The following is a 24040-nucleotide window of genomic DNA, read 5'->3' on the forward strand; positions in this document are numbered from 1 at the left end:
CGCCTCTGCCACGAACAACGAACCCGCGACTACCGCGACACCCACCTCGCCGACGGCAAAACCAAGAAAGACATCCTCCGCCTCCTCAAACGAGCCCTCTGCCGCGAACTCTTCCCCCTCCTCTGCCGACCTTGACAAATAGAAGCTTCGAGATCCAGCCTCCAGGCGATCGCGGGTCTCCGAGGAGACATCACCTGGTTCGTATGGGGAAAGCCATGCTGATCGAGTAGCCCGCGCAGCGGGCGTATCGAGATCCACCGTCGTCGGAAGGCGAGTCTGCAGACCCGTCCTGCTGGTGATGGTGGGTCTCGATACGCCCCTGCGGGGCTACTCGACCAGCATGACGGGGCGCCGCCGCGTCCTTTCCCTCACACCACAGAGATGCGAAGCGGCTTCGCGCAGCATGAGGTGCGAGCCGCGCGAGCGTCCTACTTCTTGGCCTTGGCGGCGGCCTTGGCCGCCTGCTTCGTGGCGCGGACCTTGGCGAGGGACTCGGGCGAGACGATGTCGGCGACCGAGCGGAACGAGTCCTCCTCGCCGTAGGCGCCGGCGGCCTCGCGCCAGCCCGCGCCCTCGAAGCCGCGGCGCTTGCCGAGCAGGGCGACGAAGATGCGGGCCTTCTGGTCGCCGAATCCGGGCAGTGCCTTGAGGCGAGCGAGCACCTCGCGGCCGTCGGGGTCGTCGCGGGTCCAGATGGCCGAGGCGTCGCCGTCCCAGTCGTCGACGATCGCGCGGCAGAGGGTCTGCACCCGGCCGGCCATGTTCGCCGGGTAGCGGTGGATCGCCGGGGGCGTCCGGGACAGCTCCGAGAACCGGTCCTCGTCGAAGTCCGCGATCGCGGCCGCGTCGAAGGACGACCCCTCCTCGGCCAGGCGCTGCTCGAGCTTCAGCGGCCCCGAGAACGCCGTCTCCATCGCCACCTGCTGATCCAGCAGCATGCCGATCAGCAGGGCGAGCGGGTCGCGGGTGAGCAGCGCGTCGGCGTCGGCGTCGTCGGTGATGTGCAGGGCGGAGTCGGCGGTCATCCTCCAGGGATACCACGGACGGCGGGACCGCCGCCGAGCAGTGCCCGGACGGTGCGGTCGATCGTGCTCAGCGCGGCGGTCAGCTCGAGATCGCTCGCGCTGCCGTAGCCGAGGACCAGCGCCTCCTCCTCCGCGCGGTCGGCCAGGGCGTAGTCGTCGAGCGGAGCGACGAGGAGCCCCTCCGCCGTGAGCGCCGCCACCACCGCCCTCGCTGTGAGCGGCGCGGGCAGCCCGAGCACGACGTGCAGCCCGCCGTCGAGTCCGCGCGCCGAGCCCCAGTCGATCGCCTCGGAGAAGTCGCGGACCAGCCCGCGACGGTGCGCGTAGCGGCGCCGCGAGCGGGTGAGGTGCCGCCGGAAGCCGCCGCCCGCCATGAAGGCGGCGAGCGCCTCCTGCGTCGGGCCCGAGACGGAGGCGTCGCGCTCGGCGTCGACCTCCCGCACCGCCCCGTGCAGCCACGACGACGGCGGCAGCGCCAGGTACGCCACCCGCAGCCACGGCGACACGGTCTTCGAGAACGAGCCGACGTGCGCCACTCCCCCGCCGCCGTCGAGCGACGCGAGCGCCGGCAGCGGTGCGCCGACGTAGCGGAACTCGCTGTCGTAGTCGTCCTCGATCACCAGCAGCCGCTCCGTCGCCGCGCGGCGCACCAGCTCGAGCCGGGCCGCGAGCGCCAGGCGCCCTCCGGTCGGATACTGATGCGACGGAGTGACGACCACGACGTCCGCGCCGCTCGTCGCGAGCGCGTCCAGGTCGATGCCGTCCGCGTCGACCGGTACCCCGACGACCTCGTGGCCTTCCGCGCGCAGCCGCCGCCGCACCGCCGGGTAGCCCGGGTCCTCGACCGCGACCCGCACCGGACGGCCGAGCGCGGCGGCGGCCGCCCGCACCAGCAGAGCGACGGCGTCCGCGGTCCCGCTCGTCACGAGGACGTCCTCCGCCTCGACGTCGATCCCGCGCGAGCGCCGCAGCTGCTCGGCGATCCGCCTCCGCAGACCCGCGTGCCCCACTGCCGACGGCAGCTCCGAGGGCGGAGCCGAGAGCGCCGGCCGCCAGGCGGCTCGCCACTCCGGCCCGTCGAGATCACGCGTGTCCGGGCGCCCCGGCCGCAGATCCAGCCGGACCGTCGCCGGCATCACCGCCGGCTCCGCCCGCTCGACCCGGGACCGGATCGGCACGACCACCCCGTCGGCTGCCACCGTCACCGCTGCGCGCGGGTGCGCCACGAGGTAGCCCTCGCCGACCAGCTGGTCCACCGCGGCGACGACCGACCCGCGCGAGACCCCGAGCTGCTGCGCCAGCACTCGGCTGGACGGGATGGCGTCGCCGGCCCCGTAGCGCCCGTCGAGCACCGCCGCCCGCAGCGCCTCGGCCAGCCCGGAGCGGACCGCTCCGCGCTCCGGCGCCCGCAGCAGCAGCGGCACCTCGAGATCACCGGACGCCATGGACTCCCCCGTTCTGGACCACTCGACCCGTGGCTCCCTGGCATTCTCGCAGATCCAGTGCAGACGCGATCCTCGGACCATGGACACCCTCGACACCACCGACCGCACCCGCGTCACCCGGCTCCGCGACCGCCAGGTCCTCGACCGCGGCGCCCTGGACGCCCTGCTCGACGAAGCGCTGATCGCGCACGTCGCCGTCGTTCGCGAGGGGGCCGCGATCGTGCTGCCGATCCTCTTCGCCCGCGACGGCGACGACCTCCTCCTGCACGGCTCCAGCGGCGGCGGCCTCCTGCGCGAGGCCGCGCGCGGCTCGCTGCTCACCGTCGCCGTGACCCTCGTCGACGGCCTCGTCGTCGCCCGCTCCGCCTTCGACAGCTCGATGAACTACCGCTCCGCGATGATCCTCGGTCGAGCCGAGCCCGTCGAAGGCCCCAGCAAGGCCCGTGCCCTCGATCTGCTCACCGAGCGCTTCCTGCCCGGCCGCCCCGCCGAGACCCGCCCGAGCACCGCCCGCGAGATCGCCGCCACCCTCGTCCTCCGCCTGCCCCTCGCCGAGGCGAGCCTCAAGATCCGCGCCGCCGGCCCCTCCGACGACGACGCCCAGACCCCCGGCGTCTGGGCGGGCACCGTCCCCCTGGTCACCCGCACCCTCCCCGCGGCGCCGGCCCCCGGCTCCGCTCCCGAGCTGCCCGCGTCCGTGAACGCCTTCACCAGCACGGTCGACAGCACGGTGCCGCCCTTCCGCTGATCCCGCACCGTCCTGGGAGGACGAGCCTGCAGACCCGCCCCGCTGAGGACGGCGGGTCTCGATACGCCCCTCCGGGGCTGCTCGACCGGCATGGTTGCGGCTCTGCGGGGCCACTCGCCCAGCATGCCTGCGGCGCCGTCATGCTGATCGAGTAGCCCGCGCCGCGGGCGTATCGAGATCCACCCGAGTCAGAAGACGAGTCTGCAGATCCTCCCGGTTGACGACCGCGGGTCTCGATACGCCCCTCCGGGGCTGCTCGACCAGCATCGGGAGCCCTCAGCCGAGCACGAGGCGCGGGTGCGGTGCCTCGTCGCGGCTCCTGGCTCGGGTCTGGCGGGCGCGCCGCAGGCGCGCGGGAAGGAGCCGTGGCGAGGTACCGCACCCGCGCCGTCACGCAGTGACGCGCCGCCCCGGCCGCACGTGCACCGTCGCGAAGCGACGCGCCGAAGTGGACCCTACTTCGTGTCCTGCCTCGGGAACACGACCTTCTGCACCACGATGATCACCGACGCCGCCACGGGGATCGCCACGAGGGCCCCCAGCACACCCGCGAGCGTGCCGCCCGCGACCGCCGCGATGACGACGACGGCGCCGGGCACGGACACGGCGCGGTTCATGATCCGCGGGCTGAGGACGTACGCCTCGACCTGCATGTAGACGAGGTAGTAGATCGCCGCGACGAGCGCTGTCACCGGCGAGGCGAGCAGGCAGGCGAGCGAGATGATGACGGCGCCCGAGATCGTACCGACGAGCGGGATCAGCGAGCCGAGGAAGGCCACGCAGGCCAGCAGCGCCGGCACCGGGCCGCCGATGATCAGCAGCAGGATGAAGGTCAGCACGCCGTTGACCGCCGCGAGCGAGACCTGGCCCACGACGTAGCGGCCCACCGCGCCGGTGATCTCCTCGCCGACCTCGCGCGCCTTCGGGCGGTGGGAGGCGGGCGCGAAGCGGTAGGCGACCGACTTCATCGAGCGCAGCGAGGCGAGGAAGTAGAGGGTGAGGATCAGCACGATGATCGCGCCGGTCACGCCGCTCGCGATGCCGCTGCCGACCGCGAGGATGCCGCCGCCGAGCGAGAGCAGGTTGTTCGGGTTGCCGATGAAGCTCTGCACGTTGCCGATGAGCGAGTCGACGTCGACGACGCCGCTGAGCTGCCGCTCCAGGTCGAGCACCCACGGCTGCGAGGCGATGTCGGAGACGATCCGGGGAGCGCTCGTCACGAAGATGGTGAGCTGCTCGATCAGGATCGGGATGATGTAGAGGAGCAGCCCGGCGAAGATCAGCAGCACCGAGGCCAGCACGATCGTGATCGCCAGCGCGCGCGGGATCCTCTTGCTCTCCAGCCAGGAGACGAGCGGGTCGAGGCCGAGGGCGAAGAACAGCGCGACGAAGACATAGGTGAGCACCGTGCTCAGCGAGACGACGAGCCCGCCGACCACGAGGGCGACGAGCACGCCGAGACCGCCGAACAGGCCGATCCGGAACGAGCGGATGGTGAACTGCGGTCGCTCCGGGTCGCTCGACACCACGATGTCGGGTTCGACGACGGGCTGGGCCGGCGCGGCGGCACGCCGGCGGGAGCGGGCGAAGGCGCGCGGGGTGATCATGCGTCGAGCGTAGCGGGGCGCGGACGGCCGCCCGCGCCGCGGGAGAAGGCTTGACGGACGCGCGCGGGAGGGGTGGCCGGCCGCACGGCCGGCGGCCCGCTCAGTGCTCGGGATCGTGCTCGTCGACGGCGGCGTCGTCGCGGTGCAGCTCGGCGTGCCGGTCCCACTCGGCGAGCAGCTGCTCGATCGCCGCGTGGAAGCGGGCGGTCGCGGCTCCGGGGCTCGTGTCGCCGAAGTAGTGGGCGACCCAGCGCTCGAGGCGCTCGACCGCCGCCTCGTCGTGCTCGACGCTCTCGAGCCGGGCGACGATCGCGGCGGCGTCCTCGGCGCGCAGCCACTCCGCATCGCCGAGGTAGCCGGACTCGTCGACCTCGGCCGCCGGGCTGATCGGCCGGGTGACCAGCAGCGGGCGGCCGGTCGCGAGCCGGTCGTAGACCATGGCCGAGACGTCCAGCACCGCGATGTCGGCGGTGAGCTGCCAGCCGAGCTCGGCGGAGGTGTCGTGCACGTGCCGGGCCGCCGGATCCGCCGCGTTCGCCGCCGCGATCAGCGCGACGATCTCGCGGTCAGCCGCCCCGTAGGCCGGGTCCACGGCGCCGCTGCGCGGGTGCGGCCGGTAGACCAGGCGGTAGCCGGGGTCGGCCACCAGGGCGCGGGTGAGCGCGACGCCGTGGGTGCGGATCGAGCCGTAGCCGGCGGCGGGGCGGTCGCCCTCCCAGGTGGGCGCGTAGAGGACGACGCGGCGCCCGTCCGCGGGGTACGGGGTGCGGCCGGAGACGTGGTCGGCCTGCGGGCGGCCGATGGCGAGGGCGCGCTTGTCGAAGTCGAAGTCCCAGAGCACGCGGCGCAGGCGCGCGAGCGCGGCGTCGCCGGCGATGAAGCTGTAGTCGTACGCCTTGAACTGGTTGGTCGTCATGTACATCTTGTCGCTCTCGCCATGGTTGACGAAGACGTGCCAGCGGCGCCCGTAGCGCATCATCTGGAAGTTGCGCGCGTTCTGGTTGACGTAGAGGACGATCCGCAGCGGCTGCTCGTCGATGGCGGTCTCGAGGTCGGCGACGGAGCGCACGTGCGCGACCGGGATCGGGCTCTCGCGCAGCAGCGCCCGGGTGGCGGTGGCGTTCCGGGAGAGGAGGACGACCGGATGGGTCTTCGCTAGCTCCTGCAGCGGCGCGTACCACTGGCGCAGCTGGTAGAGGTTGATGTCGCCGTCGGCGAAGTAGACGCCGATCTCGAAGACGCCGGGTGTCAGCGGCGCGCGGTCCGCGAGCTCGCGGGCGACGTCGCGGCGGGCCCGCCGCGCGGTCAGCAGGTCGCCGGCCACTCCGCGCGCCAGCGTCGCGTCCCGGAGCAGGCGGGAGAGGACGGCGCGGGGTGCGGGTGTCATCGGACCAGGGTACAAGCCGGGTTTGAGCATGCTGATCGAGCAGCCGGAGCGGTGTCCACCATGCTGATCGAGTAGCCCGCGCAGCGGGCGTATCGAGATCCACCGCGGCCTGAAGGTCGGCTCTGCAGACCGGCGTCCGTGCGACGGTGGGTCTCGATACGCCCCTCCGGGGCTACTCGACCAGCATGGATGGCACCGCGTGCTGGGGGACGCCGGGTCTCGATACGCCCCTCCGGGGCTACTCGACCAGCATGTGATGGGCCCCTTCGGGGCTACTCGACCTGCAGGTGAGGGGCCGGGGTCACGCGCAGCCAGACGAACTGCAGGGGGGCGAGGCGGAAGCCCTCGCGGAGGTCGACGGCGATCTCGGTGACAAGGTCGACCGCCTCGGGGGCGAAGCCGCCGAAGCGCTCCGGCGCGACCTCCTGCGCCTCGTCGGAGACGTTGGCCAGAACGAGCACGGCCTCGCCGTCGCCGGGGCGCTGGTAGCCGAGCACGTGGTCGTTGACCGCGTCGAAGACCGTGAGCGCGTTGCCCGCGAAGAGGTCCGTCCGCTTGCGGATCGCGATCAGGTGCAGGAGCCCGCCGAAGATCTCGGCCGCGTCGGCGCCGGGGGTCTCGCGCTCGGCGTAGCGCTCCGCGGGCCGCCGCGGGCGGTTCACCCAGCGGGAGTCGCCCGCGGTGCTCGGGTCGTCCAGGTAGCCGTGGTCGTTCAGCTGTCCCACCTCGTCGCCGAGGTAGAGCAGCGGCAGACCGCCGGTGCTGAGGGCGATGGAGTGCGCGAGCAGCACCCGGTCGATCCCGTAGGGGTCGCCCGCCTCGACGCCCGCGAGCGAGGCCGTCGTCCCGGACACGCGCCGGTCGCCCGTGCGCGGGTTCTCCTGGAACGGCACGCCGCGCGCGAACGTCCCCTCGAATCGGTCGGTGTAGAAGTCGTTGAGGAAGCGCCGGTGCCCGGCCGCGTCGATGCCGAGCTCGGCGGCGTCCTCGTCGGCGAAGGTCCAGCCGATGTCGTCGTGCCCGCGGACGTAGTTGACCCACGCCGTTCCGGCCGGCAGCGCGTGCCGCCGCTCGAGCGCCTGGGCGAGCAGCCGGACGTCGCGGGTCGCGAGCGCCTCCCAGGTCAGCGCCATCTGCAGCGGGTTGTAGGAGAGCTGGCACTCCTCGAGGTCGATGTACTCGATCACCTCGTCGGGGTGCACGATCGCCTCGGACTTGAACAGCAGCGACGGCGCCGCGAGCCGGCAGACCTCGTTGAACGCGCGCAGCAGCACGTGCGCCTCGGGCTGCGACTCGCAGGTGGTGCCGAGCTCCTTCCAGATGAAGGCGACCGCGTCCATCCGCAGCGCGTCGACGCCCTGGTTGGCGAGGAAGAGCATCTCGCCGGCCATCGCGCGGAAGACCTCGGGGTTCGAGTAGTTGAGGTCCCACTGGTAGCGGTGGAAGGTCGCCCACACCCAGCGGCCGTCCTCGAGCTGCACGAAGGAGCCGGGGTGGTCGTCGGGGAAGATCTCGCGGGTGGTGCGCTCGAAGGCGTCCGGCTGCTCGCGGTCGGGGTAGATCCAGTAGTAGTCCTCGTAGCGCTGCTCGCCCGCGAGCGCCTTCCGCGCCCACTCGTGCTCGTTCGAGGTGTGGTTGAAGACGAAGTCGACGACCAGCGCGATGCCGTGCTCGCGCAGCTCGGCCGCGAGCAGGCGCAGGTCGTCCATGTCGCCGAGGTCCGGGCGCACGCGGCGGTAGCTGGACACCGCGTAGCCGCCGTCCGACTCCCCCTCCGGAGCGTCGAAGACCGGCATCAGGTGCAGGTAGTTGAGCCCGATCTGGCGGAAGTAGGGGATCTCGGCGCGCAGCCCCGCGAGGTCGCCGGCGAAGCGGTCGACGTAGCAGACGCCGCCGAGCGCCTTGTTGGAGAGGAACCAGTCCGGGTGCTGCCCGCGGGCACGATCGAGCGCGCGCAGGTCCTCCGGGCGCTCCTGCCAGGAGGTCGCGGCGAGCTCGACCAGGGCGACGATCTGCTCGACGAGGTCGTCGCGATGCGCGTAGACCGCGGCGAGCAGATCGACCAGCCGCGGGAGGCGGGCGTCCAGGCGCGACTGGAACTCCGGATCCTCGACCGGTCCGCCGAGGGCGTCCACGCGGGAGCGCACGTCCGCGATCAGGTCGTCGGGGGTGGGTACCGGCTCGGCCAGCACTGCACCGGGCAGAGCTGTCGAGGGGAGTTGCGTCGAATCGAACACCGTCGTCCTTCCGAGGGGCGTCCGCCCGGCGGGGGCGGATTCCCCGATGCTAGACGATCGGGGGACGCCCGGCGACCGTCATGCGCAGCAGCGTCCGGCCTGCCAGAATGCGGCGCTCCCCGGGGTCGGCGGTCCAGCCCTCGCGCCAGCCGGCGAACCAGGCCCGGAGCGCCGCACGGTCGTTCCGCCAGCGCAGGCACTGGATCGCGGTCCACGAGCCGACGTAGGCGAGCGCGAGCGGAGCCGGCAGCGAGCGGCGGGCGAGCCACACCCGGTTGCGAGCGTTCAGCCGGTAGTAGTCGGCGTGCCGGGTCGGCTGGATCACCGGGTGCTGGGCGACGAGCTCGCCCGCGTACCAGGTGCTGCGCCCGGTGTCCCAGACCCGCCAGGCCAGCTCGATGCCCTCGTGCGCGTAGAAGAAGGGAGCGGCCCAGCCGCCGGTCTGCTCGAAGACGTCGCGGCGCAGCACCACCGCACCCTCCCAGACCGAGAAGACGGGTCCGGAGCGGCGCGGGTCGCCCTTGAGGATGCGCGGGGTCCAGCGCCGGGGCGCGGGTGCGCCGTCGACACTGTCGACGCGCGGCTGCACCATGCCGATCCGGCGCGGCGAGGCGAGCAGCGCGATCGCGTCGCGGAGGAAGCTCGGCGAGGGCACGCGAGCGTCGTCGTCGAGGAAGAACAGGTACTCCCCCGTCACTGCGGGGACGCCGGCGTTGCGGCCGGCGGGGATGCCGAGGTTCTCGGGGAGGGCGAGCGCGCGGACGCCCTCGGGCAGTCCCTCGGGCGTCCAGCCGTTGCCGACGCAGACGACGTCGAGCTCGACGCCCTCCTGGGCGAGGACGCTCGCGAGCCCGGCCGCGAGGTCGTCGCGCCGCGTGCCCTGGGTCAGGACGACGACGCCGACGCGCGGCAGCCCGCCCGGCTCAGGACCGGACACGCTTGGACGCCATGATCGCGACGAAGTGGCCGACGAGCGCGAGGAGCGCGAGCGGCAGCAGCGCCGACACCAGCACCCGGTCGGCCGTTCCGGCGCCGACGACCAGCCCGACCAGGCTCGCGGCGAAGGCCAGCATGGTCAGCTCGACCGAGTGGTACAGCCGGTGGAACGGCAGGAACCGCGCGGCACGGCGCAGGCGGGCGAGAGCGGAGGAGGACGGCGTCGCCTCCCCCTTCGTGTCCGCGAGCTTCGTCAGCCCGGCGTTCGCCCGGGCGACGTGCACCATGTCGTTGAGCGCCTTGTTCAGCACGATCACCAGCGCGAGCGCGAGGCCGATCGAGGTCCAGAGGAAGTCCTCCGGAGCGTCGAAGGGGATCCCGGCGGCGCGCAGTCCGAGCGCGATCGGGATCAGCGACTCGGTCGTGTAGTGGCCGACCTTGTCGAGGAAGACGCCGGCGGGCGACGAGGTGCGGCGCCAGCGCGCGACCTCGCCGTCGCAGCAGTCGACGAGCATCTGCAGCTGGCCGAGGATCAGCGCGAGGGCGGCGCCGGCGATCCCGGGGATCAGCAGCGCCGCGGCCGCGCTCCAGCCGACCAGGATCATCAGCCCGGTCACGCCGTTGGCCGAGATCGAGGTGCGCAGCAGCTGCATGGTCAGGTAGGGCGAGAAGCGCCGCAGGTAGAGCGAGGCCGTCCAGTGCTCGGCGTTGCGCCGCCCGCGGACCTCGGGCGGCTGGGCGACCGCGCGGAGCTCGGCGATCGATCGCGGTCTGGCGGTGCTGGTCATGCGTCCCTCGCGGAGTCGGCGGCGGAGTCGGCCGCGGGGTGGTGGCGGTGCGCCGCGATGTTGCTGGTGAGGCCCGCGAAGCCGAGCACGAATCCGGTGCCCCAGGCCACGTGGATGGCGGGGATCACGACGAGGAACCACAGCATGGCGCGCGGTCCGTCGACGCGGGCGACGGCGATCGTGGCCGCCGCCACGAGGGCGAGGTAGCCGACCGGGACGACGAGGCCGATCAGCAGCCAGGGCGCGGCGCCGAGCAGCGCCTGCAGCGCTCCGGCGACCCCGGCGAGCAGGCCGAGGGCGAGCAGCGCCACGAGGACGGGGGGTGCGAAGTAGCGGAGGGACCGCGAGGCCGGGAACAGCCGGGTCAGCTCGCCCCGCCACATCCCGGTGGAGAGGAACTGCCGCAGCAGCGCCCGCATCGACGGCCGGGGCCGGTAGGTGACCGTGAGCCGCGGCGTGAACCAGACCAGGCCGCCCGCCTCGCGCAGCCGGCGGTTGAGCTCCCAGTCCTGGCCGCGCTTGAAGCGCTCGTCGAAGAGCCCGGCGCGCTCGAGGGCGGAGCGGCGGAAGACGCCGAGGTAGACGGTGTCGGCCGGGCCCTCCTCGCCGCCGACGTGGTGCGGGGTGCCGCCGAGGCCGATCCGCGAGCCGTACGCCCGGGCGACGGCGCGCTGGAACGGCGTCAGCCCCTCGGCCGCCATCACTCCGCCGACGTTCGCGGCGCCCGAGCGCTGCAGCGCCTCGACGGCGATCCGCGCGTAGTCCGGCGGGAGGACGGAGTGCGCGTCGACGCGGACGACGACGGGGTGCCGCGAGGCGCGGATCGCGGCGTTCAGCCCGGCGGGAGTCGAGCCGACGGCATTGGCCACGACGCGGATCCGCTCGTCGGCCGCGCTGAGCTCGGCGACGAGCCGCTCGGTGCCGTCGATGCTGGGCGCGAGCGCGAGGACGACGTCGAAGGGCCCGGTGTAGTCCTGAGCCAGCAGGGAGTCGACCGCCGCCCGCACGTGGGTGACCTCGTTGAGCACGGGCATCACGTAGGAGACGCCGGGCAGATCGGGGAGGTCGTCCGTCGGGGTCTCGGGCTGCATGGGTCCAGTTCGTGAGGCGGGGCCGGGCGTCCTGGCCGGACGCGGGCGCCCCACACTACCAGCGGGTCGCGCACCGCCCCGCGGACGCGGAGCAGCCCCCGGGGACGGATCCCCGGGGGCTGCCGCTCACTGCGGAAGGAGTCAGCTGGTGGCCATGGTGCCGAGCGTGACGTCGACCTCGAAGGTCTTGCCGCTGCGCACGTAGGTCAGCTTCACATCGGCGTTCGCGGCCTGCGCGCGCACCTGGGCGGTGAGGTCCGAGGCGCTCGTGATCGGCGTCCCGGCCACGCCGGTGACGATGTCGCCCGCGGCCAGGCCGGCGGCCTGCGCGGCACCGCCGCTGGTCACCTCCTGGATTTTCGCGCCGAGGACGTCCTGGGTGGAGTCCGAGACGCTCGCGCCGAGCAGGCCGTGCGTGGCGGAGCCGTTCGCGATGATCTCCTTCGCGACGCGCTCGGCGATGGCACTCGGGATCGCGAAGCCGACGCCGATGTTGCCGGACTGCCCGCTCGAGCTCGAGGACTGCCCCGCGCTCGCGATCGCCACGTTGACGCCGATCAGCTCGCCGTCGCTGTCGAGCAGCGCGCCGCCCGAGTTGCCGGGGTTGATCGCCGCGTCCGTCTGGATGACGGGCAGCGAGATGGTGCTCGTGGCCGGCGTCTGCTGGGTCTGGCCGGGGATGTCGAAGTTGAACGGGCTCTCGGTGCTGCCGCTCGAGCTGTCGCCCGAGTCGTCGGGGGCGGCGGAGGAGGCGACCTGGATGCTCCGGTTGAGCGCGCTCACGATGCCGTCGGTGACGGTGCCGGAGAGGCCCAGCGGCGCGCCGATCGCGACGGCGGTGTCGCCGACGTTGACCTCGGTCGAGTCGGCGAAGGTCATCGGGACCAGGTCGGTCGCGTCGGCCAGCTTGATCACGGCGAGATCGAGCGTGGGGTCGGTGCCGACGATGGTCGCGGTGAAGATGCGGCCGTCCTGCGTGGTCACGGTGACCGCGCCGTCCGAGATCTGGCCGTCGAGGGTCACGACGTGGGTGTTGGTGAGGACGTAGCCGTCCTTCGAGAGGACGATGCCCGAGCCGGTGCCGGACGAGGAGCTGCCGGCGACGGCGATCGTGACGACGCTCGGCGTGGCCTTGGCGGCGACGGCGGTCGCGGTGGTCGCGTCCTCGGCGTTGTTCACCGTGATGGTCTGCGAGCCGCTCGAGGAGACGACGCGGGTGCCGGCTCCGTTGGAGGCGGACCAGAGGCCGAAGACGCCGGCCCCGGCGACTCCGCCGACGACCGCGCCGATCGCGAGGGCCGCGACGACGCCGACTCCGGCGCGGCGCTTGGTCGCGGTGGGCGGGCCGACCGGGGGCTGGCCGCCGCCGAACGAGCCCTGCTCGCCGACGGGCGGCTGCTCGGTGCTCTGCACGGTGTGCGCGGCGGGAGGGGCGAACTGGCCGTAGCGCGGGGTCGGCGGGACCGGCTGGGCCTGGTTCCCCTCCGCCGAGTTCGACGTGTAGGACGGGAGGGGCTCGGTGGGCCCGGTGGACGACGACGGCACTCCGGTGCCCGAGGGGTACGTGGGCTGTCCGGGGGTGTGCTCGCCGGAGATGGGCTGGTTCGCCTCGTGGCGGCGATCCTCCGGCGTGCGGGGATCCTCCGGCTGACGAGGACCGTCGTGACTCTCGGTCATGGGTGGTGCTCCTTCCAAGCGGGGATAGCTTGACCAGGGAACCTGTGCGTTCCTTATGACGCGCCTGCGAGCGGCACGCCAATGCCCGCCGGTGCGCCCGCGGGGCCCCAGCCGCCAGACTGGCGGGGTGAGCATCCACGGATCCTGGACCCGCGCCGCCGCCGGCGCCGGTCTTCTCGGCCCGAGCGGCGAGGTCGCCGCCACCGTCTTCAGCGAGATGAGCGCCCTCGCCGCGCGGACCGGGGCGATCAACCTCGGCCAGGGCTTCCCGGACGAGGACGGGCCGCAGGAGGTGCTCGAGGCGGCGCGCGCGGCCATCTCCGCGGGCCTCAACCAGTACCCGCCCGGGCCGGGCTTCCCGGTGCTCCGCGAGGCCGTCTCGGCGCACCAGCGGCGGTTCTACGACCTCGCCGTCGACCCGGACGGCGAGGTGCTGGTCACCACCGGCGCCACGGAGGCGCTGGCGGCGACACTGCTCGCGCTCCTCGAGCCCGGTGACGAGGTCGTCACCTTCACTCCGCACTACGACGCCTACGGCGCGCTGATCGCCCTGGCCGGCGGCGTGCACCGCACGGTCCCGCTGCGGGGGACGGACTTCCACGTCGACCACGAGGAGCTGACGGCCGCGGTGACCGACCGCACCCGGGTCATCCTGGTCAACGACCCGCACAACCCGACCGGCTCGGTGCTGCCCGCTGAGACCCGGGAGCTGATCGTGCGGCTCGCACACCGGCACGACGCGCTGATCGTCACCGACGAGGTCTACGAGCACCTGCGCTTCGACGGCGGCCACGTGCCGATCGCGACGCTGCCCGGCGCCCGGGAGCGCACGCTCACCGTCTCCTCCGCGGGCAAGACCTTCAGCACCACCGGCTGGAAGATCGGCTGGATCACCGGGCCGCGCTCGCTGATCACCGCGGTGCTCGCGGTGAAGCAGTTCCTCACCTACGTCAGCGGGTCGCCGTTCCAGGGCGCGGTCGCCGTCGGCCTCGGGCTGCCCGACGCGTTCTTCACCGGCATCGCGGCGACCCTGGAGCGCAAGCGCGACGTGCTCTCCGCCGGGCTCGCGGCGGCCGGCTTCACGGTGTCGCCGTCGGCGGGGTCGTACTTCGTCGTCGCGGACGCGGCTCCGCTCGGCTGGGACGACGGGGTCGCCTTCTGCCGGGCGCTGCCCGGGCTCGCCGGGGTGGTGGCGGTGCCGGTGTCGGCCTTCTGCAGCGCCGAGGACGCGGACGCCTACCGCTCGCTGGTGCGATTCGCGTTCTGCAAGCGCTTCGAGGTACTGGACAGCGCGGCGGAGCGGCTAGCGGGACTCGCGCGCCGCGGCTGACCGGCGGCCGGCCCGGACGGGGCGGACCTCGAAGCGGCGCAGCGCGAGCGCGGGGTTCTTCTCCCGGGCCGAGGCGATGCGCTCCTGCGAGAGCCAGGCGACCGCGACGTCCTCGACCTCGCCGAGCGTGGCGATCTCGACACCCATCGGGTCGACGATCATGCTCGTCCCGACGCCGATCGGCGGAGTCTGGTCGGCGGCGACGAGGTAGATCGTGTTCTCCAGCGCGCGGGCGGTGACCAGGGTGCGCCAGTGCGCCTCCTTGAGCGGGCCGCGGACCCACTCGGCGGGGGCGGCGACCACGTCGGCGCCCGCGTCGACGAGCCAGCGGGTCATCTCCGGGAAGCGCAGGTCGTAGCAGGTCTGCAGGCCGACGACGAGGCCGCCCACCTCGAAGGTCTGCGGCACGCCGATCTCGCCGGGCGCGACCCAGTCGGACTCGGTCTGGCCGAAGGCGTCGTAGAGGTGCAGCTTGCGGTAGGTGGCGACGACCGCTCCCCCGGGCTCGACCGCGACGAGGGTGTTGGCGATCCGCTCGCCGTCGCCGACGGACTCCACCATGCCCGCCACCAGGTGGACGCCGAGCTCGCGCGCGATCTCGCCGAGTCCCTGGACGAACGGGCCGTCGAGCGCCTCGCCCGCGGCGACGAGCTCGGGGCCGAGCGGGTCGACGAAGAACGAGCTGTACTCGGGCAGGACGACGACGCTCGCGCCGCGCTGAGCGGCGACGCCGGCGAGGCGGCGGATCACCGCGAGGTTCGCCGCGCGGTCGTCGGTCGGAGCGAACTGCGCGACGGCGAAGCCGACGGCCGCCGCGCTCGCGGGCCGAGCGGCCTTGCGCGTGGAGGCTCTGCGCTGCGCCGCCATCAGCTCGGCGGGTAGAGGAAGAGCGGGACGCTCGAGGCCGGGATCGTCCGCGCGTGGTACGCGTGGTCGTTGCCCCAGTTGTACTCCTCGAGCGAGACGGTGCCGTCGCCGTTCACGGACTGCACATAGGCGACGTGGTTGCCGTTGAACCAGGCGACGGCGCCGGGGACGGGCGTGGTGCTGGTCTCCCAGCCGTGCGAGGCCCACTGGCCGGCCCAGGCGTAGGCGCTGCCTCCGCCCGGGGTCAGGTTGCCCCAGGTCCACTTGAACGGGGCGCCGGTGGAGCCCTGGTCGCGGTTCAGGCGCCAGGCGACGAAGTCGACGCACTCGCGGTAGTAGTAGCGCAGCGGCGAGAGCCCGCCGCCCTGGTCGTCGGTCAGCGCGTCGCGCCAGGGGTAGTCGTCGCCCTCCTCGCGGGGGGTGACGGAGCTGCTGGTGCCGCCCGAGCGGCTCGTCGCGGCAGCGCCCGTGGACGTGCCGGAGGCCTCCTCGGCGGCGGCCGCGGCGGCTGCCGCTGCGGCATCGGCGGCGGCCTTCTCCGCGGCGGCGGCCAGGGCACGCGCCTGCGCGGCGGCCTCGTCGAGCTGCGCCTGCGTCGGGGCGGTGAAGGAGTCGCGGATGACCTGCTCCTGCACGGCGGTCGAGGCGACGGTGAGCTTCTGGTTGCCGAGCGCCTGGATGCGGGCGGCGGCCTCGATCGCGGCCTGCGAGTCGGGGGCGGTGTCGAAGGAGTAGGCGGGCAGGGCCATCACGGCGACCATGCCGGCGATCGCGGCGGCCGCGACCGTGCTGACCGTGGTGCGGAGGACTCGGCCACGGCGGCGGCGGACGGGCGCCACCGTCGCGAGGACGGGCGTGCGCACCGCGACGGGAGCGACGGGCACCGGGCGGGTGCGGGGAGTCGGACGCTGAGCCTGTGCGGCGGATTCGGCGTCCCGCCGGCTCCGGCGGGTGAGGTGGATCCCCTCGCTCGGGGACCCGTCCCGGGTCGCTCCTGCGGTCTCGTCCACCTGTTCGTCGCTCACACCAGCACCCTTCGCATCCCGGACGAGGATAGCGTGCGCCCCGGCCCGACACACCGAGCGACTCGGGGCCGGGCCGGAGGTCCGGCGGCGATGGGGCCTCCTGGGAAGGATCAGCCAGTGCGCAGGGAGAAGCCATGCTGATCGAGTAGGCCGCGCAGCGGGCGTATCGAGATCTACCGGCGTCAGAACGAGAGTCTGCAGACCCGCCCTGCTGGTGACGGTGGGTCTCGATACGCCCCTGCGGGGCTGCTCGACCAGCATGCCGGGCCGCGCCGCAGCGTACTCCCGGGCAGAGCGGCCCGCGATGCGGGCCCTTCATCTCGAGCAGCCCGCGATACGGGTCCTCCACGAAGAACAGTCCGCGAAGCGGGTCCTCTACGAAGAGCAGCCCGCAAAACGGGTCCTCCATGCAGCATCCGCGGAGCAGGCATCTCATGCTGATCGAGTAGCCCGCGGAGCGGGCGTATCGAGATCCACCGGCGTCAGAACGAGAGTCTGCAGACCCGCCTGCTGGGGACGGCGGGTCTCGATACGCCCCTGCGGGGCTACTCGACCAGCATGCAGTCGCAGTCGCAGTCGCAGTGCAGCGTGCTCCTCGTGATCCACCTGCCGGCGGAGTAGCGTCGCGCGCAGGACGCGGCGACGGCGCTGCGCGGACGGGAGTGCGGTCATGATCCGGAGCGAGCGGGCCTTCAGCGGGTTCAGTGTGCGGGACGTCGAGGCGGCGAGGGCGTTCTACGGCGACGTCCTCGGGCTGGAGGTGTCGGTCAACGCGATGGGGATCCTCGACATCGCCCTGCCCGGCGGCGGGAGCGCCATCGCCTACCCGAAGCCGAGCCATGTGCCGGCCGAGTTCACGATCCTCAACTTCGCCGTCGAGGACGTCGACGCGGCGGTCGCGGCGCTCAACGAGTCCGGCGTCGTCACCAAGATCTACTCGGACGGCGAGATGCCGACCGACGAGAACGGCGTCATGCGCGGGCGGGGGCCGACGATCGCCTGGTTCCGAGACCCGTCGGGCAACGTGCTGAGCGTCATCGACGCGGCCTCGTAGCGCCGTGGGACGCCGCCGTTAACGACGAAAGCCGGCCGCTTTCGCGACCGGCTTCCGTCTTCTTGTTGCGGGGGCAGGATTTGAACCTACGACCTCTGGGTTATGAGCCCAGCGAGCTACCGAACTGCTCCACCCCGCGGCACAAGAAGAGACATTACACGGGGATCAGGACCGATGCAAATCGAGCGGGCATCCGGAGCGGGCAGCGCCGTGTTCGGCGGCTCAGACGGGCTTCGTCGCCGTCCACGCGACACCGTCGAGGGCGCTCGCGGCGACCTCGAGACCGGTCACCCGGAGAGCCTCCGCGACCTGGTCCGCCGAGCGCTCCCAGGTGCGCACCGCCGGGTCGTCGACGCGCGGCCGCGCCTGCGCGCCGATCACCGCGGTCCCACCCGGTGCGACGAACCACTCGACGATCCGCGCCCACTCCTCGAGATCGGGGAGCCAGGCGACCGCGTCCAGGGTCGTCACGACCGCGTCGAAGGCGTCGGGCTCGGGCAGCATGTGCCGCAGCTCGTACAGGTTCGCGCAGACGAAGCGGGTCCGCTCGGCGAGACCGCGCTCGCGCGCCGCCTCGCGGGCCCGCCGGATCGCCGGCATCGAGAAGTCGACGCCGATGACGTCCTCGCCCCGCTCGGCGAGCAGGAGCGCGTCGGCTCCGGCACCGCACTGCAGGTGCAGGACCCGCGCCCCGGCCGGCACTGCCGCCCCGAACGCCCGGAGGGGCGCGCCGTCGCCGGCACGCCCCTCCCAGTACTCCCGGTTCGGATCGAGCCACTCCCCTGCACGCAGGTGCTCGCCACGATCGACCTGGACCATCGGCCTACTGCTGTCCCTCGGCCGCCAGCGCCCGCTGGAGCGCCTCGGTGAGCTGCTCGTCCGCCGCCGCGAAGGCGGTCAGGTCGCCGGCCTTCAGGGCCGTCTCGCGAGCGGCGAGAGCCGTGCTCGCGTCGCTCAGCGCGGCCTGGAGCTCGGTCTGGTCGCCGGTCGGAGTCGTCCCGCCGGTGCCCGTGTCGCCGGTCCCGGTGCCGCCCGCGCCCGGATCCGCCGTGTCGGTCGGCGTCGGGGTCGGAGTGACCACCGTGCCGGTGTCACCCGCGTCCGCTCCCGAGTCGCCGCCGAAGAGGCTGTCGAGGGCGGCGTCGAGGGTGTCCTCGAAGGCGATGTCGTCACCGAAGGCGACGAGCACCTTCTGCAGGAGCGGGAAGCTCGTGTCTCCGTTCGAGCTGACGTAGATCGGCTGCACGTAGAGCAGACCGCCGCCGACGGGCAGGGTGAGCAGGTTGCCCCGGGTCACCGTGGTGTCGCCGCGCTGGAGCAGTGCCAGCTGGTTCGCGACGGTCGGATCGGTGTTGAACGCGTTCTGCACCTGACCGGGGCCGGGCACCGTGTCGTCGCTCGGCAGCTCGAGCAGCCGGAGCGTGCCGTAGCCGTCGGCCACCGCGCCCTCCGTCGAGCCCGCATCCGAGTCGGCGACGAGGTAGCCGGTGAGCACGTTGCGGCTCGCCGCACTGCCGGGTGTGCTCGCCGGGATGTAGGTGGAGTACAGCGAGTACGACGGCGTCTCGACGTCGGGCGTCTGCAGCGTCAGGTAGTACGGCGGCTGCAGCGTGTCCCCGCCGCCGACGGCGGCCGTGCTCGCTCCACCCGAGGTCGGGTCGTTCGGCGTGGACCAGGCGGCCTCGCGGGAGTAGAACGAGCCGGCGTCGGTCACGTGGTAGGTGCCGAGCACGGCGCGCTGCACCTTGAAGAGGTCCTCCGGGTAGCGGACGTGGCTGAGCAGGCCGGCCGACATCTCGCTGATCGGCTCGACGGTACTCGGGAAGATCTTCTGCCAGGTCTGCAGGATCGGGTCCTCGGTGTCCCAGGCGTAGAGCGTCACGCTGCCGTCGTAGGCGTCGACCGTCGCCTTGACCGAGTTGCGGATGTAGTTGACGTCGTCGGTCGGGAACTGCTGCTGCGTGTTGGTGTCGGCGATCGCCTGCGAGAGGCTCTGCACCTCCGAGTACGGGTAGTCCGCGGAGGTGGTGTAGCCGTCGACCACCCAGACGACGCGGCCGTCGACGACGGTCGGGTAGGCGTCCGAGTCGAGCGTCAGGTACGGCGCGACCTTCTGGACGCGCTGGACCGGGTCGCGGTCGTAGAGGATCTGCGACTGGTCGTTGACGCCGTCCGAGAGGAAGATCTGCTCGGACTGGAACTTGATCGCGTAGACGAGCTTCTTGAAGACGTTGTCGAGCGAGGGGCCGCCGTTGCCGTCGAAGGTCGTGTAGGTCTGCTGCTCGCCCTCGGTGCCCGACGGGTAGTCGAGCTCGATGTTGCGGTCGCCGTCGCCGCCGACGATCGAGTAGCCGGGCGAGTTCTCGCCGAAGTAGATTCGCGGCTCGTAGTCGCCGAGGTCACCGGTCGTCGGGACGCCGGACTCGATGAAGACGGGCTCGCCGTCGGACGAGCGCTGGTTGCCGTAGGCGGCGACCAGGCCGTAGCCGTGGGTGTAGACGAGGGTCTGGTTGTACCAGGTCTGGTTGGTGCCGAGGCCGTTGAGGTTCAGCTCGCGGACGCCGACGACGGCGTCCTGCGTCGAGCCGTCGATCGAGTAGCGGTCGACGTCGAGCGCGTTCTGCTGGTCGCCGAAGGAGTAGTACTGGCGGAACTGCTGCAGCTGCGAGAACGCGTCGGTCACGACGGCGGGGTCGAGGATGCGGATGTTCGCCGTGGTCTCCGCGTCGGAGCGGAGCGCGCCCGGCTCGGCGTCGGTGGTCGCGTCGTACGGGATGACCTGGACGTCGGAGACGCCGTAGGCCTGCCGCGTCATGTCGATGTTGTCCTGGATGTACGTCGATTCGAGCGTGCGCTCGTTCGGCTCCACCTGGAACTTCTGGACGACCCACGGGTAGAGCGAGCCGACGAGCAGGCTCGCGACGATGAGGAGCGCGGTGCCGATGACGGGCAGGCGCCAGCGGCCGATGAAGGCCGTGATGATGAAGAGGACGGCGATCAGCGCGGAGATGGCGGCGAGGATCTGCAGGCCGGGGATCGTGGCGTTCACGGAGGCGTAGGTCGCGCCGGTGATCCGGGTGCCCTGGCGGCTGAGGGTCGCGTACTGGTCGAGCCAGAGGCTGACCGCCTGCACGAGCAGGTAGAGCGCCGCGATGATCGCGAGCTGGATGCGCGAGGACTTCGAGATGCGGATCTCGCGGCCGTTGATGCGGATCGCGCCGTAGAGGTAGCCGGTGGCGAGGGTGGCGAGCGCCGAGATGATGAGCACGGCCGAGGCGAAGCCGACGATGCTCTGGTAGAAGGGCAACTCGAAGAGGTAGAAGGACGTGTCGAGGCCGAACAGCGGATCGACGTCGCCCGAGGGCGTGCGGTTCCAGAAGGTCAGGCTCGTCTGCCACCGGGTGGAGGAGGAGACGCCGGCGAAGAGGCCGAGGACCGCCGGGATGCCGAAGGTGGCCAGGCGCCGCAGCGGCTCGACGACCTGCTGGTAGCGGTCGATCTGCGAGTTGAGCTTCGCGTAGACCGGGCGCAGCCGGTAGGCGAGCGTCAGGCTCACGAACACCGGGACGGCCATGGCGACGAAGCCGATGACGAAGAGCCCGCCCGCGGCGAACCACTGCGTCGTCAGCACCGAGAGGAACCCGAGCTGGTCGTACCAGAGGATGTCGGTGTAGAGACCGGCGAAGACGAAGAACGCCACCACCAGGACGGCGACCACCACGACCGTGACGGCGAGAACGCTCCGTCTCTTGCGCGGCGGGGCTTCGGTTGCTGCAGAACTCACGGATAAGCCTCTTGATGTGGAGATGTGACGGGAGGCTCCCCATGGTAGGCGACGACCAGCGAGGGGACCTGAGCGTCGCCCTCAGGGAGCGGCTCGGCGGCTCCGCCCTGAGCGGACAGGGCGGTTCGGCCGGGCGGTGGATCTCGATACGCCCGCTCCACGGGCTGCTCGATCAGCATGCGGCGGACGCTCGGCGACTCGGTGGCCGCACATGCTGGTCGAGCAGCCCCGCAGGGGCGCATCGAGACCCGACCCGTCAGTTGATCGGGGTCGCGCCGTCGCAGGTCGGAAGGGCGTCGGTGTCGCCCGCGGCGACGCCCTTCAGGGCGGCGAGGGAGTCGTCGAGGGTGGCGACGCTGAAGACCTGGAGGCCGTCGGGCACGTGGCCGACGACCTCGTTGCAGTTGTCGGCGGGCGCGAGGAAGTACTGCGCGCCCGCGTCGACCGCGCCGAACATCTTCTGGCGGATGCCGCCGATCGCGCCGACCTCGCCCGCGGCGTCGATGGTGCCGGTCCCGGCGACGGAGGCGCCGCCGTTCAGCGCGCCCTCGGTGAGCTTGTCGATGATCCCGAGCGCGAACATCATCCCGGCGCTCGGCCCGCCGACGTCGTCCAGTTGGATGTCGACCTCGAACGGGAAGTCGAAGGCCGCTCCGGCGACGATGCCGATCACGGCCGCTCCGTCGTTGTCGACCGGGGTGACCTGCACGTCCTGCTCGGCCCCGCCGCGCTCGACGGTGAGGGTGACCGGCTGCTGGGTGCCCGAGGCCTGGACGGCGGTGCGGAGCGCGGTCACATCGGCGACCGGCTCCCCCGCGACGGCGAGGATCTCGTCGCCGGCCTCGAGCGCACCGGCGGCGGGCGAGTCGTCCGGGATCTGCACGACCGAGACGCGCTGCCCGATCGGGTAGCCGAGCTCGGTCAGCGCCGCGGCGATCGCCTCCTGCTGCGAGTCGGTCATCTCGGCCTGGTTCGCCTGGTCCCGCTCCTCGACCGTGGAGGACGGCGGGAAGATCTGCGCGACGGGCACGACGGCCTTGGTGCGGTCGAACCAGGCGCTCGCGACCTCGATCCAGGTCGGCAGGCTCTGCGGGTTGCCGACGACCGAGACGGTGAGCATGTCGAGAGTGCCCTCGGTGGGATAGGTCGTCTCGTCCGGGATGGAGATCAGCGGAACGTCCTCGCCGCTCGTGCCGAGGGTGTCGAAGACCGGGCCCGGCTGCTCGATCACGTAGGGGGCGGGGGTGACACCGAGCCCGACGACGAGCGCGACGCCGGAGAAGAGGACCGCGGGCCCGACCCAGGCGCGCCGGCCGCGCGGGGAGGAGGGGCGCGGGTCGACGGAGAACAGCAAACGGGGGCCTCTCTGGGGACGTGCGGGGCGGCGGCGCCGGCGTGTTCGCGGCGGGCGGAAGCGGGTCGGGGCCGGGCGGTCGACTTCACGTCGTGGCTCCGGACGCTCGGGCTAACGTAGCTTGCACGACTGGGAGTCGTGTCACGATCCGTCGCCCGAACCGGGTGTGCAGAGGCCGGCTCCGTGCGATGAGAGAGGGCTCCCCGAATGGCCGAAGGCGACAACGCGGACCGACCGGGCGGCGGCTCGGAGGACGAGTTCCGCGACATGCTCCGGCAGTTCCTCTCGGGGAACGGCCCGATCGACCCGAGCCAGCTCGCCGGCGCCGCCGGTCTGCCGAACGACCCGGTCGCGCTGCAGAACCTGCTCTCGCAGCTGCAGAGCGCGATGCAGCAGTCGGGCGGCGGGATCAACTGGTCGCTCGCGCTCGAGCAGGCGAAGCAGCTGGCGCGCGCCGAGTCGGTCCCGGTGACCGACGCCGTGCGTGCCCCGCTCGACGGCGCCTTCGGCGTCGCGGCGCTCTGGCTCGACGAGGTCGCCTACGTCTCCGAGCTGAGCCGTCCGCCGCGCACCATCAGCCGGCTCGAGTGGATCACGCTCACCATGCCGGTCTGGACGCAGCTCGCCGAGCCGGTCGCCCTCAGCATCTCCGACGCGCTCACCGGCGTCATGCGCGACCAGGCCCCGGAGGAGATGAAGGCGATGATCGCCGGCGCCGAGGACATGATGCGCGGCATCGGCGGCACCCTCTTCGCCCTCCAGCTCGGCCAGGTGGTCGGCCAGCTGGCCGCCGAGGTCGTCTCCGGCGGCGACATCGGCATCCCGCTGCTCGAGGAGAACGACGCGGCGATCGTGCCGCAGAACGTCGCCGCGTTCGGCGAGGGCCTCGACATCCCGATCGACCAGGTGCAGATCTACCTCGCGGTGCGCGAGCTCGCCCACGCGCGGCTGTTCCGGCACGGCAAGTGGGTCCGGCTCGCCCTGATCTCGCAGATCACCGACTTCGCCCGGGGCATCACGATCGACACCACCCGCCTCGAGGAGCTGGCCGAGAACTTCGACCCGTCCAACCCCGAGGAGCTGCGCGACGCGATGACCTCCGGCGCGCTGATCCCGCCGAAGACCGAGGAGCAGCTCGCCGCGCACGGCCGCCTCGAGACGATGCTCGCCCTGATCGAGGGCTGGGTGGACGTGGTCACCGCCGCGGCGACCACCCGCCTGCCCAGCGCCGGCGCGATCGCCGAGACCGTCCGCCGCCGTCGCGCGTCCGGCGGGCCCGCCGAGTCGGCTTTCGCCACCCTCGTCGGCCTGGAGCTGCGGCCGCGCCGCCTCCGCGAGGCCGCCGCGATGTGGCAGGCCGTCACCGACGCGGTCGGTCCGGAGGCGCGCGACGCGCTCTGGTCGCACCCCGACGTGCTGCCCGGCTCGGACGACCTCGACGACCCGACAGCCCTCGTCGCGCGACTGAGCGCCGAGGCCCGCGGCGAGACCCCGGAGCCCGACGAGATGGACCGCGCGCTCGAGGAGCTGCTGAACGGGACGACGCCCGCGGCGCCGGAGGGCGAGCAGCCCGAGGCCGGCACCGACGGCGGCCGTCCGGACGACGACGGCACCGCTCCCACCGGCGACCGACCGGTCTGACCCCTGCGCGGGAGGGGTCCACGACCTGTGGACAACTCCCGCGC

General features: G+C 72.7%; 18 protein-coding genes and 1 tRNA gene. 4 read left to right on the forward strand and 15 right to left on the reverse strand.

Going from position 1 to position 24040, the window contains the following annotated elements:
* Nucleotides 1-428 precede the first annotated feature (428 nt).
* Together EDF43_RS15765 and EDF43_RS15770 are read right to left on the reverse strand one after the other, a co-directional pair.
* Entirely contained in the window at nucleotides 429-1025 is a 597-nt protein-coding gene (locus EDF43_RS15765; RefSeq protein ID WP_123447563.1) for an HhH-GPD-type base excision DNA repair protein, read from the reverse strand.
* Nucleotides 1022-2470: a PLP-dependent aminotransferase family protein gene (locus EDF43_RS15770; RefSeq protein ID WP_165909159.1), complete on the reverse strand. Its 1449-nt coding sequence runs from the start codon at nucleotides 2468-2470 to the stop codon at nucleotides 1022-1024. The genes EDF43_RS15765 and EDF43_RS15770 overlap by 4 nt, the downstream gene beginning before the upstream one ends.
* A gap of 79 nt (nucleotides 2471-2549) precedes the next feature.
* On the opposite strand from EDF43_RS15770, the gene EDF43_RS15775 reads away from it, so the two are divergent.
* Nucleotides 2550-3218, forward strand: coding sequence for a pyridoxamine 5'-phosphate oxidase family protein (locus tag EDF43_RS15775; protein ID WP_123737767.1), 669 nt, complete (start codon nucleotides 2550-2552; stop codon nucleotides 3216-3218).
* Nucleotides 3219-3673: 455 nt separating this feature from the next.
* Here the strand turns inward: EDF43_RS15775 and EDF43_RS15780 are convergent, their stop codons facing one another.
* The 7 genes from EDF43_RS15780 to EDF43_RS15810 all read right to left on the reverse strand — a co-directional run bounded on the left by EDF43_RS15780 (nucleotide 3674) and on the right by EDF43_RS15810 (nucleotide 12941).
* Entirely contained in the window at nucleotides 3674-4825 is a 1152-nt protein-coding gene (locus EDF43_RS15780) for an AI-2E family transporter (RefSeq protein ID WP_123705088.1), read from the reverse strand.
* Between the two features lie 100 nt (nucleotides 4826-4925).
* A complete protein-coding gene (locus EDF43_RS15785) occupies nucleotides 4926-6212 on the reverse strand; it encodes a hypothetical protein (protein ID WP_243646348.1) in 1287 nt (428 codons plus the stop codon).
* A gap of 272 nt (nucleotides 6213-6484) precedes the next feature.
* A complete protein-coding gene (locus tag EDF43_RS15790) occupies nucleotides 6485-8347 on the reverse strand; it encodes an amylosucrase (protein WP_243646351.1) in 1863 nt (620 codons plus the stop codon).
* Between the two features lie 151 nt (nucleotides 8348-8498).
* Entirely contained in the window at nucleotides 8499-9386 is an 888-nt protein-coding gene (locus tag EDF43_RS15795; protein ID WP_132437765.1) for a glycosyltransferase, read from the reverse strand.
* The gene (locus EDF43_RS15800; protein WP_132437764.1) at nucleotides 9373-10173 is read right to left on the reverse strand and encodes a CDP-alcohol phosphatidyltransferase family protein; all 801 of its coding nucleotides are present in this window, start codon (nucleotides 10171-10173) and stop codon (nucleotides 9373-9375) included. The genes EDF43_RS15795 and EDF43_RS15800 overlap by 14 nt, the downstream gene beginning before the upstream one ends.
* Nucleotides 10170-11264, reverse strand: coding sequence for a glycosyltransferase family 2 protein (locus EDF43_RS15805; RefSeq protein WP_132437763.1), 1095 nt, complete (start codon nucleotides 11262-11264; stop codon nucleotides 10170-10172). Before EDF43_RS15805 ends, EDF43_RS15800 begins: the two co-directional genes overlap by 4 nt.
* Before the next feature lie 141 nt (nucleotides 11265-11405).
* Nucleotides 11406-12941, reverse strand: a complete 1536-nt coding sequence (locus EDF43_RS15810) for a trypsin-like peptidase domain-containing protein (protein WP_132437762.1) — start codon at nucleotides 12939-12941, stop codon at nucleotides 11406-11408.
* A 127-nt stretch (nucleotides 12942-13068) separates the two neighbouring features.
* On the opposite strand from EDF43_RS15810, the gene EDF43_RS15815 reads away from it, so the two are divergent.
* Nucleotides 13069-14271 carry a pyridoxal phosphate-dependent aminotransferase gene (locus tag EDF43_RS15815; RefSeq protein ID WP_132437761.1) on the forward strand — a complete coding sequence of 401 codons (1203 nt, stop codon included), beginning with the start codon at nucleotides 13069-13071 and terminating at the stop codon, nucleotides 14269-14271.
* Here the strand turns inward: EDF43_RS15815 and EDF43_RS15820 are convergent.
* Both EDF43_RS15820 and EDF43_RS15825 read right to left on the reverse strand, forming a co-directional pair.
* A complete protein-coding gene (locus EDF43_RS15820; protein ID WP_132437760.1) occupies nucleotides 14245-15138 on the reverse strand; it encodes a carbon-nitrogen hydrolase family protein in 894 nt (297 codons plus the stop codon). The two genes, EDF43_RS15815 and EDF43_RS15820, sit on opposite strands and share 27 nt — an antisense overlap.
* On the reverse strand, nucleotides 15138-16163 hold the full coding sequence (locus tag EDF43_RS15825) for a CHAP domain-containing protein (RefSeq protein ID WP_132437759.1): 1026 nt from the start codon (nucleotides 16161-16163) through the stop codon (nucleotides 15138-15140). The genes EDF43_RS15820 and EDF43_RS15825 overlap by 1 nt, the downstream gene beginning before the upstream one ends.
* 670 nt (nucleotides 16164-16833) lie before the next feature.
* Between EDF43_RS15825 and EDF43_RS15830 the strand changes: the two genes are divergently transcribed.
* Nucleotides 16834-17217 carry a VOC family protein gene (locus tag EDF43_RS15830; protein WP_132437758.1) on the forward strand — a complete coding sequence of 128 codons (384 nt, stop codon included), beginning with the start codon at nucleotides 16834-16836 and terminating at the stop codon, nucleotides 17215-17217.
* Nucleotides 17218-17282: 65 nt separating this feature from the next.
* Here EDF43_RS15830 and EDF43_RS15835 read toward each other — a convergent pair.
* The 4 genes from EDF43_RS15835 to EDF43_RS15850 all read right to left on the reverse strand — a co-directional run bounded on the left by EDF43_RS15835 (nucleotide 17283) and on the right by EDF43_RS15850 (nucleotide 22355).
* Nucleotides 17283-17356: transfer RNA gene (locus tag EDF43_RS15835), tRNA-Met, on the reverse strand.
* A gap of 83 nt (nucleotides 17357-17439) precedes the next feature.
* Nucleotides 17440-18036 (reverse strand): methyltransferase domain-containing protein, encoded by a 597-nt coding sequence (locus EDF43_RS15840; RefSeq protein ID WP_132437757.1) that lies wholly within the window; start codon nucleotides 18034-18036, stop codon nucleotides 17440-17442.
* A gap of 4 nt (nucleotides 18037-18040) precedes the next feature.
* On the reverse strand, nucleotides 18041-21001 hold the full coding sequence (locus EDF43_RS15845) for a UPF0182 family protein (RefSeq protein WP_243646347.1): 2961 nt from the start codon (nucleotides 20999-21001) through the stop codon (nucleotides 18041-18043).
* A gap of 256 nt (nucleotides 21002-21257) precedes the next feature.
* Nucleotides 21258-22355, reverse strand: a complete 1098-nt coding sequence (locus EDF43_RS15850; protein ID WP_132437756.1) for a PDZ domain-containing protein — start codon at nucleotides 22353-22355, stop codon at nucleotides 21258-21260.
* Nucleotides 22356-22562: 207 nt separating this feature from the next.
* On the opposite strand from EDF43_RS15850, the gene EDF43_RS15855 reads away from it, so the two are divergent.
* On the forward strand, nucleotides 22563-23996 hold the full coding sequence (locus EDF43_RS15855; RefSeq protein WP_132437755.1) for a zinc-dependent metalloprotease: 1434 nt from the start codon (nucleotides 22563-22565) through the stop codon (nucleotides 23994-23996).
* Nucleotides 23997-24040 lie beyond the last annotated feature (44 nt).

Origin of the sequence: Rathayibacter sp. PhB179 (assembly GCF_004345345.1) — a bacterium.
GTDB lineage: Bacteria > Actinomycetota > Actinomycetes > Actinomycetales > Microbacteriaceae > Rathayibacter > Rathayibacter festucae.